Source organism: Streptomyces sp. NPDC001599, assembly GCF_042893535.1.
Classification (GTDB): domain Bacteria; phylum Actinomycetota; class Actinomycetes; order Streptomycetales; family Streptomycetaceae; genus Streptomyces.
Map to the genome: position 1 here is coordinate 61,537 of NZ_JBIAVA010000015.1, position 13,442 is coordinate 74,978.

Consider the following 13,442-nt stretch of genomic DNA (forward strand, 5'->3'; position numbering starts at 1 on the left):
AATCCACGGCACGCAGTGCGAACGTAGCTCAGTTGGTAGAGCGCAACCTTGCCAAGGTTGAGGTCGCGAGTTCGAACCTCGTCGTTCGCTCCACAGGAGAAGCCCCCCGGTTCCGACCGGGGGGCTTCTTCGTGTGGCCTTCCGCCGCTACGACCAGCTCTGGCCGGTCAGGAGCTCGTACGCCTCCACGTACTTGGCGCGGGTGGCGTCCACGACCTGCTGCGGCAGCGGCGGCGGGGGCTGCTCGCTCCGGCGGTCCCAGCCGGACTCCGCCGAGGTCAGCCAGTCCCGCACGAACTGCTTGTCGTACGACGGCTGGGCGCGGCCCGGCTGCCACCGGTCGGCCGGCCAGAAGCGGGAGGAGTCCGGGGTGAGGACCTCGTCGGCGAGGACCAGGTCGTCCCCGTCGAAGCCGAACTCGAACTTGGTGTCCGCGAGGACGATGCCGCGCTCGCGGGCGATGTCCCGGGCGCGGGAGTAGACGGCGAGGGTGGCCTGGCGCAGGGCGGCGGCGGTGTCCGCGCCGACCTGGCGGGCGACCTCCTCGTAGGAGACGTTCTCGTCGTGCTCGCCGACCTCGGCCTTGGTGGCCGGGGTGAAGATCGGGGCGGGCAGCTCCGAGCCGTCGACGAGGCCCTCGGGGAGGGCGAGGCCGCAGACGGTGCGGGTCTCGTCGTACTCCGCCAGGCCGGAGCCGGTGAGGTAGCCGCGGGCCACGCACTCCACGGGGACCATCCGCAGCGACTTGCAGACCAGGGCGCGGCCCGCCCAGTCGGCGGGGGCGCCGGGGGGCAGCTCGGTGCTCAGGACGTGGTTGGGGGCCAGGTCTGCGAGCTGGTCGAACCACCACAGGGAGAGCTGAGTGAGGACCCGGCCCTTGTCGGGGATCTCGGTCGGCAGCACCCAGTCGTAGGCGGAGATGCGGTCGCTGGCGACCATCACGAGGTCGCCCGCCTCGTTCCGGTACAGCTCGCGCACCTTGCCGGTGTGCAGATGCACCAGACCCGGAACCTGGATCGGCTCGGGCTTTTCAACGAATCCGGACACGGTTCCTCCCCGTGGTTCTGAACAATACGTCGATTGTCCCGTACGTCGCGGAGAGCTCGACCGGCGGGGAGGGTGCCGGGCGGCAGCGGGGGCGCGGGCTCAGTCGCGTTTGCAGATGCGGTCCAGGAGGTTGGCGGTGGCCCGCTGGACCCGCGGGTCGACGTGGCCGGGGCGGTCCAGGGCCGGGGACCAGGCGAACGTGCCGGACGCGAAGACCCAGGCGCCCGACGGGGCCCGGTACAGCGACGTCTCCTGGTGGCGCCGGACGCCGTCCACGTCGGTGTACGGGGAGTGGGCGAGCAGGACCCGCTCGTCGTGCTCGGGGAGCGCGGTGCGCGGGAAGTAGCGGTCGGCCTCGCCCGCCACCAGGTCCTCGATCTCGTCGCCCTCGTGCGCCCCGGTGGCCTCCCAGAGCCAGTGACCGGCGTTGCGGACGACCATCGGGTGGGGTTCGGGGACACGGCCGGCGTACTGGATGCCGAGCAGTTGCTGCTCGGGGCGGTCGATCTCCCGCCACAGCGCGGGCCGGCCTGGGCCCTTGCGTTTGCGGCAGGTCAGCAGGCGGTCGGGGACACCGGAGGGGGAGGGGGCCAGCTCCACCTGCCAGTACATGGTGTTGGCGGAGAGGAAGACCAGGGAGGTCCCCCGGTCACGGGCCAGTTCCGCGGTGCGGCGCATGGCGGTGGACCAGTACTCGTCGTGGCCGGGGAAGACCAGGCCCCGGTAACGGGCCGGGTCGACCCGGCCGGAGTGCAGGTCGCGGGCGTCGGCGTAGGCGAGGTCGTAGCCGTAGCGCTCGGCGAAGCGGATGAAGTCGTAGGCGTGGCCCACGTGGAGGGGGAGCCCCGCCCCGGCGTACGGGCGGTCGAAGGAGACGGTCGTCGCGGCGTCCGCCTCACCCAGGAGCCGGCCCTCCTCGTCCCAGGCGTGGTAGAGGCTGGCACCGGTGCGGCCGTCCTCGGGATAGAGGTTGTACGCCTGCCAGGTGACGTCCGGCAGGACGAGGAGCAGGTCGGCCGGGTGGTCGTCGCGGACCGTGAAGGGGACGTGGGAGCGGTAGCCGTCGGCGGTGGTGAGCACGGCCACGTACGCGCCGATGTTCCAGTACGTGGGGATCTGCAGGCGCCAGGACAGCCACCAGTGGTGACAGGAGACCGTGCGGTCGGCGGCGAGCGGCGGGGGCTGGACGATGCCGGACAGGCGGGGGCTGGTGGTGATCTGGGCGGCACCGTCACCGCCGTAGTGCCCGATCCGGTAGACGTCGACGCTGAACTGCTGCGGCGGGTCGACCGTGACGTGGAAGTCGATGGCCTCGCCGGGTGCGGCGGCTCCCGTCGCGGTGAAGCCCTTGATCTGGCGGCGGACGTCGTCAGCGGCGCGGGGTCCGGTCTCGGCCCCGGTGCGGTCCTGGTCCGCGTACCAGGCGACCACCTGGCCGGTGTCGCCGAAGTACGCCTCGCCGCCGCGCAGCCAGGGGACCGGCCCCTGCCCGAAGGGGTCCGTCACGGCGTGCGCGAGTGCTCCCGACTCCCAACGGCGGATCTGCTCGGAGCCCATGGGACAGTCCCCTCCCTCGTGCCCCCGTGGTCGTGCGTATGACGGACGCCTTTGCCATGTGCGCGATCGGTCCCAGCACATCACATTTCGCACGCGGGCTGTCACTGTTCGTCGCGAACTGGCCGAAAGTGGAATAGGAGGGTCCGATTCGTCGGAGCCGGGGGTCAGACCAGGCGCACCGGCTTCTCGGGACGTATGCCGAGGTCGGTCATCCAGGCGCGCAGCGGGCCCGGGTCGCCGGACTCGACGAGGCTGAGCACGCTGGGCGCCAGGTCCGCGGTGCGGGCACCGTCGAAGACGAGCGAGGGACCGTCGAGCCAGTCGAGGCCGGGGGCCGCCCCGGCGGTGTCCATCGCCGCGCAGCACACCATCGCCGTGATGTGCGCGGTGAGGATCTCGCGCCCGGTGCGCGGGGGTTGCAGCGGGAGGAGGGGGAGCGCGCGGTCGTCCCAGAGGGCCGCGTCGGGCCCGGCTCCGGCTCCCGGTTGCGGGGGCTGCGAGGGGGCCCCGGCCGCGGCGGGCCGTGCCTCCGCCTCCTCCCGGGCGAGCTGTGCACTGAGCCCGACGGCCAGGGCGGCGCCACGGGCGGTGGTGCCGGCGAGATCGTCCTCGTCGTTCTCATCGGCGGCGGCGTGGTCGGCGTACGGCACGTGCGGAACCTCGTGGTCGGCGTACGGCGCAGGGGGGTGCGGGGTGCCGACGGGGGCGTCCGCGCCGCCCGCGTCCCCCGGCCGGGCAGTGGCGCCGCCCCCGGCCGATGCCTCCGTCGCCGCCTCGGCGGCCGCGTCGGCGCCGGCGGCCGGGGTGACGGTGACCGCGGTGTCCGGGGTCGTGAGGTGGTCCAGGACGCGGGCGAGGGTCGGGCCGTCCGTGCCCGCCGCCACGCCCTCGGCGGCGCGGCGGACGCCCAGGGTGTCCAGCACGCGGTGCAGACGGGCCGCGTCCGTGCGCCAGGTCCGGTCGACGACCTCCTCGGGATACTCCTCCCACCCCACCGGCGACCAGTCCGGGCCGGTCTCGGCGGGCCCGCCGTGGAAGAGACGCGCGGCGAGGAGCGAGACCGCCTCGTCCATCACCCCGGGCTCCTCCAGCAGGTCACAGGCGGGGCGCTCGCCCAGGCGGGAGGCGAAGCCCTCGGCCAGGCGGTCCCGGCGCGACAGCTCCGTGAGGGCGGCGACGACACCGACGTCCAGCCGGGACGGCCAGCGGCCCATCCGCCAGGCGGGCAGCGCCACCCGGGTCAGCAACCGGTCCCAGCCCGCGTAGGCGAGCCCGACCTGCTCCTGCGCGACGATCCGCAGACCGTAGTCCACAGCCTGTGCACGCTCGGCGGCCGCGGCCGCGACCCCGCGCTCCATCTCGGTCGCGTGGCCCCGGCAGCTGCGCAGCAGCAGCCGGGACACCCAGCCGAGGCCCGCGCACGCCACGCGGGACAGCGGATCCCGCCGGCCCGCCGAGGCCACCGCCACCGCGGCGTCCAGGCCCCGTATGAAACGCCGGGCCGCGGCTATGTCGGGGTGCGCCGAGGGCCCCGTACCGGCGACGACCGGGGCGAGGACGGCGCGCAGCTCGCCCACCCGCATCCACCACAGGAACGGTGAGCCGATGACCAGGACGGGCGCGGCGGCCGCGCCCCGGCGGTGGGCGGGCCCGCTCAGGCCGGCCAGGTCGTCGTCGTGCTTCTCCACGGGGGGCGGGCCGTGGGCCGGGTGGGTGCGGTCCTCCAGCCAGCTGTCGCAGTCCGGGGTCAGCGCTATCGCGGAGGGCGCGGGGACGTCGAGGCGGTCGGCCAGGTCGCGCACCAGCCGGTAGAGGTCGGGCGCCGACTCCTCGGCGACCGTGACCGTGGGAGTCACGGCGGGCCGGGAGCGGGCCACGACCAGCGCGACTCCGGCGGCGGCCGACAGGACGAGCAGCGCGAGGACGGACACGACCCAGCGCAGGACGTCCCAGGCGGACCCCGCCAGGTGCCCGGTCGAGCCGCCGACGAGGAGGATCACGGCGACGGCGGCGGGCAGCAGGGCCACGGCCAGCGCGCGGCTGCGGATCCGCAGCACCGCCAGTGCCCGGGAACGCGCGGCCTGAGCACCCATCTCCACACCACCGATACCGGTCACGGCCGGACCTCACCCCCTCATCGCTGTCCTGTCTGTCCTGGACCGTCCTGCTGCTCCTGCGTGCTTCCGCTCTTGCTCACTCCACCCACTGTGGCACCCGGCACTGACATCGCAATGCCGGTGGGCCAAGTGCCGGAACGCTTGCGCGGCACCATAGTTGGGGCCCCCGCCCCCGTCAGCCGTATGGCCCATCGGTCACCCGATGGAATGGCTTTGGGGAAAGGTGGAGACGGACAGCAAAGGTCAGGCCCCGACTCCTGGGACGGAGCCGGGGCCTGCCGGGTTCGGTGACCGGAGAGACGTGGGGAGGTTGGGGGCTACGCGCCCGCCGCCTTCGCCGCGATGTCGGTGCGGTGCTGCGAGCCGTCGAGACCGATGCGGGCGACCGCCCGGTAGGCGCGGTCGCGGGCCTCGGTCAGGTCGGCGCCGGTGGCCGTGACGGACAGGACCCGGCCCCCGGCGCTGACGACGGCGTCGCCCTCGGCGCGGGTGCCGGCGTGCAGCACGTAGGCGTGCGGGGCGTCCTGGGCGGCCACCTCGCCGAGGCCGGTGATCGGGTCACCGGTGCGCGGGGTGCCGGGGTAGTTGTGCGAGGCGACGACCACGGTGACGGCCGCCTCGTCGCTCCAGCGCAGGGGCTCGAGGTCGGCGAGGTTGCCGGTGGCGGCGGCCATCAGCAGTCCGGCGAGCGGGGTCTTCAGCCGGGCCAGCACGACCTGGGTCTCGGGGTCGCCGAAACGGGCGTTGAACTCGATCACGCGCACACCGCGCGAGGTGATCGCGAGCCCGGCGTACAGGAGCCCGGAGAACGGGGTCCCGCGGCGGCGCATCTCGTCGACGGTCGGCTGGAGCACGCTCTGCACGACCTCGTCGACCAGCTTCGGGTCGGCCCAGGGCAGCGGCGAGTACGCGCCCATGCCGCCGGTGTTCGGACCCTCGTCGCCGTCGAGGGCGCGCTTGAAGTCCTGGGCGGGCTGGAGCGGGCGGACGTTCTCCCCGTCGGTGACGGCGAAGAGGGAGACCTCGGGGCCGTCCAGGAACTCCTCGACGACGACGCGGTCGCAGGCGTTCGCGTGTGCGCGGGCCGCCTCGACGTCGTCGGTGACGACGACGCCCTTGCCCGCGGCCAGCCCGTCGTCCTTGACGACGTAGGGCGCGCCGAAGGCGGCGAGGGCCGCGTCGACCTCGGCGGGGTTCGTGCAGACGTAGGAGCGGGCCGTGGGCACGCCCGCGCCGGCCATGACGTCCTTGGCGAAGGCCTTGGAGCCCTCCAGCCGGGCCGCCTCCCCCGAGGGGCCGAAGACCGGGATGCCCGCCTCGCGGACGGCGTCGGCGACCCCGGCGACCAGGGGCGCCTCGGGTCCGACGACGACCAGCTCGGCGCCGAGCCGGGTGGCCAGCGCGGTGACGGCCGCGCCGTCGAGGGCGTCGACCTGGTGCAGTTCGGCGACCTCGGCGATACCGGCGTTGCCGGGTGCGCAGTGCAGCGCGGTGACGTCGGGGTCGAGGGACAGGGAACGGCACAGGGCGTGTTCGCGGGCGCCGCCGCCGATGACAAGGACCTTCACGGGGTGAAGCCTAATGGGAACGGGCCGCTGCGGTTTGTGCGGGCTTCCGAAGGGACGGGAGGCGGGGACTCATACCTTCCTCCAGGCCCGACGCAGGACCGACGGGGGGAGACCGACGGCGCAAGACCGACGGCGGAAGGCTATTCGTTCGTGATCTCCTCGACCACCGTCGCGCCCAGTTCGCGGACCAGGAGCTCCTTGCCGGAGAGAGCCGACTCGTCGAGGTCCGGGTCGTCGTCCTCGGGGATGTCGTCCTCGGGGGAGACCGGGGGCGGCTCGGGTGCCGAGGGCCGAGGGGCGGGAGCGGGCGCCGGGGCCGACGCGGAGGCCTGAGGTGGCGCGGCGGGCGTGGACGCGGACGCCGACGGCCGCTGGGCGGGCGCGCCCCCGCCGATGCCGCCACCGCCACCGGAACCCCCGCCGAAACCGCCGCCCCCGGATCCGCCGTAGCCGCCGGAGGGGCCGGAAGGACCACCGGCGGGCGGGGGTGCCGCGCCGCCGCCGGACGGGTCGACGACCGCGTCGATCTTCCACTGCACGTTGAACTGCTCGGCCAGGGCCTGCCGCAGCACGTCCTCACTGCCGCTGCTCACGAAGTTGTCACGGGCGCCGGCGTTGACGAACCCGAGCTGGAGTGAGGTGCCGTCGAAGCCTGTCACCTGGGCGTTCTGGCTGAGCAGGATCCAGGTGAACCGGCGGCGGTTCTTGACCGCTTCCAGGATGTTGGGCCAGAGCGAACGGGGGTCGACCCCGGAAGCACCCGGCGGCGGTGAGACGGGCGCGGGGGCGGCCGCCGCGGGAGCCGGCGCCTGGGCCGGAGCCGCGGCGGGGCCGGATGCGGGAGCAGCCGGGGTCCGGGGCTGTCCACCGCCCGCCGGTGCCGCCGTGGGCCACCCACCGGGGCGGCGCCCACCACCCGCGGGGGCCGCGGTCGGCCAGGCACCCGGCGCGGGTGCCGGGGCAGGGGCGGGGGCGGGCGCGGAGGCAGGTGAGGGGGTCGCAGGCGGAGGCGGGGCAGGCGCAGGAGTGGCATCGGCGGCGGAGGGCGCGGCCTGCGGGTGTCCGCCACCGGTGGGGGGCCCACCCGCATCGGAGGCAGGACCGGTCCCAGCACCGGCACCGGCAGCCGCGTCGGCGGAAGGGCCGCCGCCCGGCGCGCCCGCCGGGGTCCCGGCGCCCTGCCCCCGTACCGCCGCACGGGCCGCGGCGGGCCCGCCGCCCGGCGGAACCGGAGCCGCGGCGGGCACGGCGGCACCCGCACCGGCGTGCGCCTCGGGTCCGGGCAGGTACCCCATGGCGGGAGCGCCCGCACCGGCCGAGAACTGCACCCCGCGCTCGATCCGGTCCAGCCGGGCCATCAGGGACCGCTCGTCGCCGTACGCGGCGGGCAGCATCACGCGCGCGCAGATCAGCTCCAGCTGGAGGCGCGGCGAGTGGGCGCCGCGCATCTCGGTGAGCCCCTCGTTGACGATGTCGGCGGCGCGGCTCAGCTCGGCGGCGCCGAAGGACCGGGCCTGCTCCTGCATCCGCTCCACGACGTCGGCGGGGGCGTCGATGAGCCCCTTCTCCGCCGCGTCGGGCACGGCGGCGAGGATCACCAGGTCACGCAGGCGCTCCAGCAGGTCGGTGACGAAGCGACGCGGGTCGTTGCCCCCCTCGATCACCCGGTCCACGACCCCGAAGGCGGCGGAGCCGTCCCCGGAGACGAAGGACTCGACGACGGAGTCGAGCAGCGAGCCGTCCGTGTAGCCGAGCAGGGCGGTGGTCATGTCGTACGTCACACCGTCGGCACCGGCGCCCGCGAGGAGCTGGTCCATGACGGACATGGAGTCACGCACGGACCCCGCCCCGGCCCGCACGACGAGCGGGAGCACACCCTCCTCGACCGCGATCCCCTCCCGGCCGCACACCTCGGCGAGGTAGTCGCGCAGGGTGCCGGGCGGCACGAGCCGGAACGGATAGTGGTGGGTCCGCGACCGGATGGTCCCGATGACCTTCTCGGGCTCCGTGGTCGCGAAGATGAACTTCAGGTGCTCCGGCGGCTCCTCGACGACCTTCAGCAGGGCGTTGAAGCCCTGCGGGGAGACCATGTGGGCCTCGTCGATGATGTAGATCTTGTACCGGCTGGACGCGGGCCCGAAGAAGGCCTTCTCGCGCAGGTCACGGGCGTCGTCCACGCCACCGTGCGAGGCGGCGTCGATCTCGATGACGTCGATCGAGCCCGGCCCGTTCCGCGCGAGGTCGCGGCAGGACTGGCACTCGCCGCACGGGGTCGGCGTGGGGCCCTGCTCGCAGTTCAGACAGCGGGCCAGGATCCGGGCGCTGGTCGTCTTGCCGCAGCCGCGCGGACCGCTGAACAGGTACGCGTGATTGACCCGGTTGTTCCGCAGCGCCTGCTGCAGCGGGTCGGTGACATGCCCCTGCCCGATGACCTCGGCGAAGGACTCCGGGCGGTAACGGCGGTAGAGCGCGAGAGACGACACGCATACGAGGTTATAGGCGCCCACCGACAACCGGACCGCCCGCAAAGGAGACGCCCCCCACGCACCCGCCAGAGCCGACCTACCCTTGCTGCCTTCCGGCCCTGGGGGAGTTCAGTCAGATAGCGCCGCGTGAGGGGCTGGGCCACACGTTACCCGATGTGGGGGCCTCAGAACGAGTTCGCAAGCACTCCCCGGCGTCATGTAATGTTCTCGGCGGAGGATTCGCCTAGAGGCCTAGGGCGCACGCTTGGAAAGCGTGTTGGGGGCAACCCCTCACGAGTTCGAATCTCGTATCCTCCGCCAGTGCCTCACCGGGCACGATGTCGAAGGGCCCCACCGTTCGCGGTGGGGCCCTTCGTCGTGTGCGCCGGAGTGCGAGGTGCCTCGGCCGAAGGTGCGTCGGCCGAAGGTGCGTCGGTCGAGGTGCGTCAGTCCGGTCGGTCCGCTTCGGGCCGCTCCGCCAGGGTCTTGATCCGGAGCAGCCGGGTCTCCCAGGAGCGGCCGATACGGTCGAGTTCGCGGGCCAGTGCGCCGAGGCGGGCGCCGACGGCGACGTGGACGACCTCGCGTCCGCGCCGCTCGGACTCGACCAGGCCGACCTCGCGCAGCACCTCCAGGTGCTTGACGATCGCCTGCCGGCTCACCGGCAGCACCCTGGCCAGTTCGGAGGCCGACACCGGGGCCTCGCCGAGCCGGGCGAGTATCTCCCAGCGCGTCGGGTCGCCGAGCGCCGCGCACACGGCGGGCAGCGCGGGGGCGGTCACCGGTGCCCCGTGGCGGGCGTGGCAGGCGTGGCCTGCTCCGCGTACGCCTTCGCCGCGGCCAGTTCGGTGATCCAGCCCTTGTCGTTGCCCTCGCGCTGCTCGAGCCAGGTCGCCGGGTCGTCGGCGAGGCCGGAGAACCCGCTCTCCACCACCCGCAGGGTCACCCCGCCGCCGTCCCGCTCGTCGATCCAGAACTCGACCAGGGTCGAAGGGGCCGACTCGTCGCGGAAGGGGGTGCCGATCCACCGGAACGCCGCGTAGCGCGGCCTGTCCAGCTCCACCGTCCGGAACCGGAACTCGCCGAGGGAGGGATGGCGCACCACCGCCGTGTCGCCCTCGTACCGCACGTCCTGGTCCGCCTCGACCGCGCCGTCGTTGACGTACCAGCCGGGGCGGGCCACCAGCTCCCACACCCGGTCGGCCGGGGCGTCGATGTCGATCTGCCGGGCGATCCGGTCGAGCTCGGCCGCCTCTGTCACGGAATGTGCCGACTCATTCATGATGCGTCCCTTTCTCCGTACTACTGCCGAGTGCCGGCCTGTACTGCAATTAAACGGTTGCACATCGAGGCCTGATTAGCAACCTGTCGGTTGCACCTCGTGTCCTGCATTGCTCCATCGAGGGCGAGTCTCGCGGGGTCATGCCGTGCTCTCACCCGGTTGAGCCGCCCGGGGGCCGCTTTGCGGGTATGGAGCGGATTGGTCTGTTCCGTTTCCAGTGAAGGAGGGCCGGTGGCCGAACGCATTGTTCATCGACGCGGTTATCGAAAGGGCCTCGGCGGTGAGATGTGCGCCGAGTTCCTGGGGACGTTCGTCCTGATCCTGTTCGGCGTCGGATCGGTGGCCGTCGCGGTCGCCGGACTGCCGGGCTCGGGTCGGCAGACCGCCGACTTCGGGCCCGCCAACTGGCTCATCATCTCCTGGGGATGGGGCCTGGCCGTCGTGTTCGGCGTCTACGTGGCCGGCGGCATCAGCGGGGCGCACCTCAACCCCGCGGTGACCCTCGGGTTCGCGGTACGGCGGGACTTCCCGTGGCGGAAGGTCCTGCCCTACTGGCTCGCCCAGGTCGTGGGCGCCTTCGTCGCCGCCGCGCTCGTGTACGCCTGCTACCGGTGGGCGATCGACGCGGCCATCGCCAAGGCGGGCGAGACACGGGAGACGTCCCTGAACACGTACTCGATCTTCGCGACGTTCCCCGCGGAGTACTTCGGAGACTCCTGGTGGGGTCCCCTGCTCGACCAGATCGTGGGTACCGGGATCCTGCTCCTGCTGATCTGCGCGCTCATCGACACCCGCAACACGGCGCCGATGTCCAACCTGCACCCGTTCCTCATCGGGCTCGTCGTCGTCGCGATCGGCCTCACCTTCGGCACCAACGCCGGATACGCGATCAATCCGGCCCGCGACTTCGGCCCCCGCCTGTTCACCTTCTTCGAAGGATGGGGCGACATCGCCCTGCCCGGCACCTTCCAGTGGTTCAGCGGCTACTGGTGGATCCCCATCGTCGGCCCGCTGATCGGCGGCGTCGTCGGCGTCCTGGTGTACGACCTGCTCATCAGTCCGGTGCTGAAGGCCAGGCTGACCGACCGCGAGGAAGGACCGGCCACCGAGGAGCCCTCCTGACCGAGGAGCCTCGGCGGCTGGAGGATCTCCGGCGGTCTAGCGGTCGGCGACGTCCTCGCGGAGGCCGTCGGAGAACTCCCACCACGACAGCGGAAGCCAGTCACCGTTGACGAAGGCGTCGACGGTGGCGCCGCGGCCCCGGACGGTCACCGTCGTGCCGGGCGGGTAGGTGGTGCCGGACAGACCCGGCACGGGAACCAGCAGAGTTCCCAGTCGTTGCGCTGACACCCTCTGGCCTCCTTTCGCGGTGCGCGGCGGGCGTCTCGTTCGCCCGAGATTCCCGAGATTACCGACTTGCCCCCTCTCGTCGAGCGGAGAACCATGAGAGATGGGTCACGGAAATCCGCGCGCGGACGGAGGTCACGACCATGAAGGCTGTCGTCTACAAAGGACCGTTCTCTGTCGCGGTCGAAGACGTCGAGAAGCCGGACATCCAGCATCCGAACGACGTGATCGTCCGCGTCACGTCGACCGCGATCTGCGGCTCGGACCTGCACATGTACGAGGGGCGCACGGCGGCCGAGCCCGGCATCGTCTTCGGTCACGAGAACATGGGGATCGTCGACCGGGTCGGGCAGGGCGTCACCGGCCTGAAGGAGGGCGACCGCGTGGTCATGCCCTTCAACGTCGCCTGCGGCTTCTGCACCAACTGCGCCGCCGGGTACACGGGTTACTGCACGACCGTCAATCCCGGCTTCGCGGGCGGCGCGTACGGCTATGTGTCCATGGGGCCCTGGCAGGGCGGCCAGGCCGAGTACCTGCGCGTCCCGTACGCCGACTTCAACTGCCTGAAGCTGCCCGAGGGCGACGCGCACGAGACCGACTTCATCCTGCTCGCCGACATCTTCCCCACCGGCTACCACGGCTGTGAACTCGCCGGTGTGCGTCCCGGCGAGAGCGTCGCGGTGTACGGGGCGGGTCCCGTCGGGCTCATGGCGGCCTACTCGGCACTGCTGCGCGGCGCGAAGAAGGTGTTCGTCGTCGACCGCGTCCCGGAGCGGCTGCGGAAGGCCGAGGAGATCGGAGCGGTGCCCGTCGACTTCTCCGCGGGCGACCCGGTCGAGCAGATCAAGGAGCAGACCGAGGGTGCCGGCACGGACAAGGGCGTGGACGCCGTCGGCTACCAGGCGACGGCGGGCGGGACCGGCAAGGAGGAACCGGCGACCGTCCTGAACTCGCTGGTCAACACGGTCCGGCCGACCGGGGCCCTGGGCGTTCCCGGGCTCTACGTCCCGGCCGACCCGGGCGGTCCCGACGAGCAGGCCAAGCAGGGCATGCTCCTCGTCGCGATCGGCAAGCTCTTCGAGAAGGGCCTGCGGGTGGGGACGGGTCAGTGCAACGTGAAGCGCTACAACCGCCAGCTGCGCGACATGATCATCGAGGGCAGGGCGGAGCCGAGCTTCGTCGTCTCCCACGAACTGCCCCTGGACCAGGCGCCGTCCGGCTACGACAAGTTCGACAAGCGGATCGAGGGCTACACGAAGGTGGTCCTGCACCCCTAGCCGCGCGGAAGCGGGCGCGGACGCAGGCGCAGCCGGAACCACAGCGCCACGCACACCGCCAGGGGGACGGCGACCAGAGGCACCGTCCCCCACGGGATGCCGGTCCACACCGCTGACAGGCCCACCGCGAAGCTCACGCCGACGAGGCCGAAGAGCAACCGCCTGCCGTACGGCTCCCAGGTCAGCGGTTCGTGGTCCAGCGGCCTGACCAGGCGCACCACACCGAACACGAGGCACTGTGCGGCGAGGAGCCCGGCGAGCACACCGGCGGCGGCGTTCATCTGGAGTTCGTCGCGGGGCGCCTCCAAGGTGTCCTGTCGCACGCCGTCCTTGCCAAGCTCCATGATCTCGCCGCGCCAGGCGGTGGCCGTGACCCGGTCGCCGGGCCCGAGCCGCTCCAGGAGTGGTCCCGAGCCGTCGAGGTGCACGGTTCGGCGCCACGAGTCCCGGTACGTCAGGGTCGCGTCGTGCACGGACTCCTTGCCGGCGGTTCTGTTCTCCGTCTTCTCCACGGTGAGGTGCCAGGTGCTCAGGCAGTCTGTGTCCCCCCGGTTCAGCGCGCCGGAGGAGCAGGGCTCGGCTGCTCGGTAGTCCTGGTAGCGCTCGCCGTCGGAGGGAAGCCACCGGGCGAACGTGAGCCAGCATGCTGCCGCCGAGGCCAGGGCCAGCAGGATCAGCAGCACCCCTGTGCGCCGTGCCCGGCCAGGCGACCGCCCGTCCGTGATCCGCGCTTTGGCCCACGCCCGTGGTGCCGTCGTCTCCCGTGGTGCCGTCGCCCTCGA

At 72.9% G+C, this 13,442-nt stretch carries 11 protein-coding genes, 2 tRNA genes and 1 other RNA gene; 4 read left to right on the forward strand and 10 right to left on the reverse strand.

Annotation, left to right across the window (positions count from 1 at the left end; genetic code table 11):
- Nucleotides 1-17: 17 nt before the first annotated feature.
- Nucleotides 18-93, forward strand: a tRNA-Gly gene (locus tag ACFYZ3_RS30430).
- 54 nt (nt 94-147) lie between these two features.
- Here ACFYZ3_RS30430 and ACFYZ3_RS30435 read toward each other — a convergent pair.
- The 6 genes from ACFYZ3_RS30435 to ffs form a co-directional block, all read right to left on the reverse strand.
- Nucleotides 148-1,047, reverse strand: a complete 900-nt coding sequence (locus ACFYZ3_RS30435) for a phosphoribosylaminoimidazolesuccinocarboxamide synthase (RefSeq protein ID WP_388524318.1) — start codon at nt 1,045-1,047, stop codon at nt 148-150.
- 99 nt (nt 1,048-1,146) lie between these two features.
- The gene (locus ACFYZ3_RS30440; RefSeq protein ID WP_388524321.1) at nt 1,147-2,604 is read right to left on the reverse strand and encodes a N,N-dimethylformamidase beta subunit family domain-containing protein; all 1,458 of its coding nucleotides are present in this window, start codon (nt 2,602-2,604) and stop codon (nt 1,147-1,149) included.
- A gap of 164 nt (nt 2,605-2,768) precedes the next feature.
- Nucleotides 2,769-4,721 carry a hypothetical protein gene (locus ACFYZ3_RS30445; protein WP_388524323.1) on the reverse strand — a complete coding sequence of 651 codons (1,953 nt, stop codon included), beginning with the start codon at nt 4,719-4,721 and terminating at the stop codon, nt 2,769-2,771.
- A 317-nt stretch (nt 4,722-5,038) separates the two neighbouring features.
- On the reverse strand, nt 5,039-6,289 hold the full coding sequence (purD, locus tag ACFYZ3_RS30450; RefSeq protein WP_388524326.1) for a phosphoribosylamine--glycine ligase: 1,251 nt from the start codon (nt 6,287-6,289) through the stop codon (nt 5,039-5,041).
- Between the two features lie 140 nt (nt 6,290-6,429).
- Nucleotides 6,430-8,772 carry a DNA polymerase III subunit gamma and tau gene (locus ACFYZ3_RS30455; protein ID WP_388524329.1) on the reverse strand — a complete coding sequence of 781 codons (2,343 nt, stop codon included), beginning with the start codon at nt 8,770-8,772 and terminating at the stop codon, nt 6,430-6,432.
- A gap of 45 nt (nt 8,773-8,817) precedes the next feature.
- Nucleotides 8,818-8,914: signal recognition particle sRNA small type (gene ffs / locus ACFYZ3_RS30460), an RNA gene on the reverse strand.
- A gap of 73 nt (nt 8,915-8,987) precedes the next feature.
- Between ffs and ACFYZ3_RS30465 the strand changes: the two genes are divergently transcribed.
- Nucleotides 8,988-9,075 (forward strand) — tRNA-Ser (locus tag ACFYZ3_RS30465).
- 125 nt (nt 9,076-9,200) lie between these two features.
- Here ACFYZ3_RS30465 and ACFYZ3_RS30470 read toward each other — a convergent pair.
- On the reverse strand, nt 9,201-9,536 hold the full coding sequence (locus ACFYZ3_RS30470) for a metalloregulator ArsR/SmtB family transcription factor (protein ID WP_361015467.1): 336 nt from the start codon (nt 9,534-9,536) through the stop codon (nt 9,201-9,203).
- Nucleotides 9,533-10,015, reverse strand: coding sequence for an ATPase (locus tag ACFYZ3_RS30475; protein WP_388524332.1), 483 nt, complete (start codon nt 10,013-10,015; stop codon nt 9,533-9,535). The genes ACFYZ3_RS30470 and ACFYZ3_RS30475 overlap by 4 nt, the downstream gene beginning before the upstream one ends.
- Before the next feature lie 306 nt (nt 10,016-10,321).
- Between ACFYZ3_RS30475 and ACFYZ3_RS30480 the strand changes: the two genes are divergently transcribed.
- Complete coding sequence (locus ACFYZ3_RS30480; protein ID WP_361015595.1) at nt 10,322-11,158, forward strand: MIP/aquaporin family protein; 837 nt, start codon at nt 10,322-10,324, stop codon at nt 11,156-11,158.
- Between the two features lie 36 nt (nt 11,159-11,194).
- Here ACFYZ3_RS30480 and ACFYZ3_RS30485 read toward each other — a convergent pair whose 3' ends face one another.
- Nucleotides 11,195-11,386 carry a hypothetical protein gene (locus tag ACFYZ3_RS30485; RefSeq protein ID WP_115743224.1) on the reverse strand — a complete coding sequence of 64 codons (192 nt, stop codon included), beginning with the start codon at nt 11,384-11,386 and terminating at the stop codon, nt 11,195-11,197.
- 140 nt (nt 11,387-11,526) lie between these two features.
- Between ACFYZ3_RS30485 and ACFYZ3_RS30490 the strand changes: the two genes are divergently transcribed.
- The gene (locus tag ACFYZ3_RS30490; protein ID WP_388524335.1) at nt 11,527-12,660 is read left to right on the forward strand and encodes a glutathione-independent formaldehyde dehydrogenase; all 1,134 of its coding nucleotides are present in this window, start codon (nt 11,527-11,529) and stop codon (nt 12,658-12,660) included.
- Here ACFYZ3_RS30490 and ACFYZ3_RS30495 read toward each other — a convergent pair.
- Nucleotides 12,657-13,343, reverse strand: coding sequence for a hypothetical protein (locus ACFYZ3_RS30495; RefSeq protein WP_388524338.1), 687 nt, complete (start codon nt 13,341-13,343; stop codon nt 12,657-12,659). The two genes, ACFYZ3_RS30490 and ACFYZ3_RS30495, sit on opposite strands and share 4 nt — an antisense overlap.
- Nucleotides 13,344-13,442 lie beyond the last annotated feature (99 nt).

Bases quoted from the DNA above. Each gene is read 5' to 3' on its own strand.
- ACFYZ3_RS30480 (WP_361015595.1), top strand. From the start codon at position 10,322: ATGTGCGCCGAGTTCCTGGGGACGTTCGTCCTGATCCTGTTCGGCGTC.
- ACFYZ3_RS30440 (WP_388524321.1), bottom strand. From the start codon at position 2,604: ATGGGCTCCGAGCAGATCCGCCGTTGGGAGTCGGGAGCACTCGCGCAC.
- ACFYZ3_RS30490 (WP_388524335.1), top strand. From the start codon at position 11,527: ATGAAGGCTGTCGTCTACAAAGGACCGTTCTCTGTCGCGGTCGAAGAC.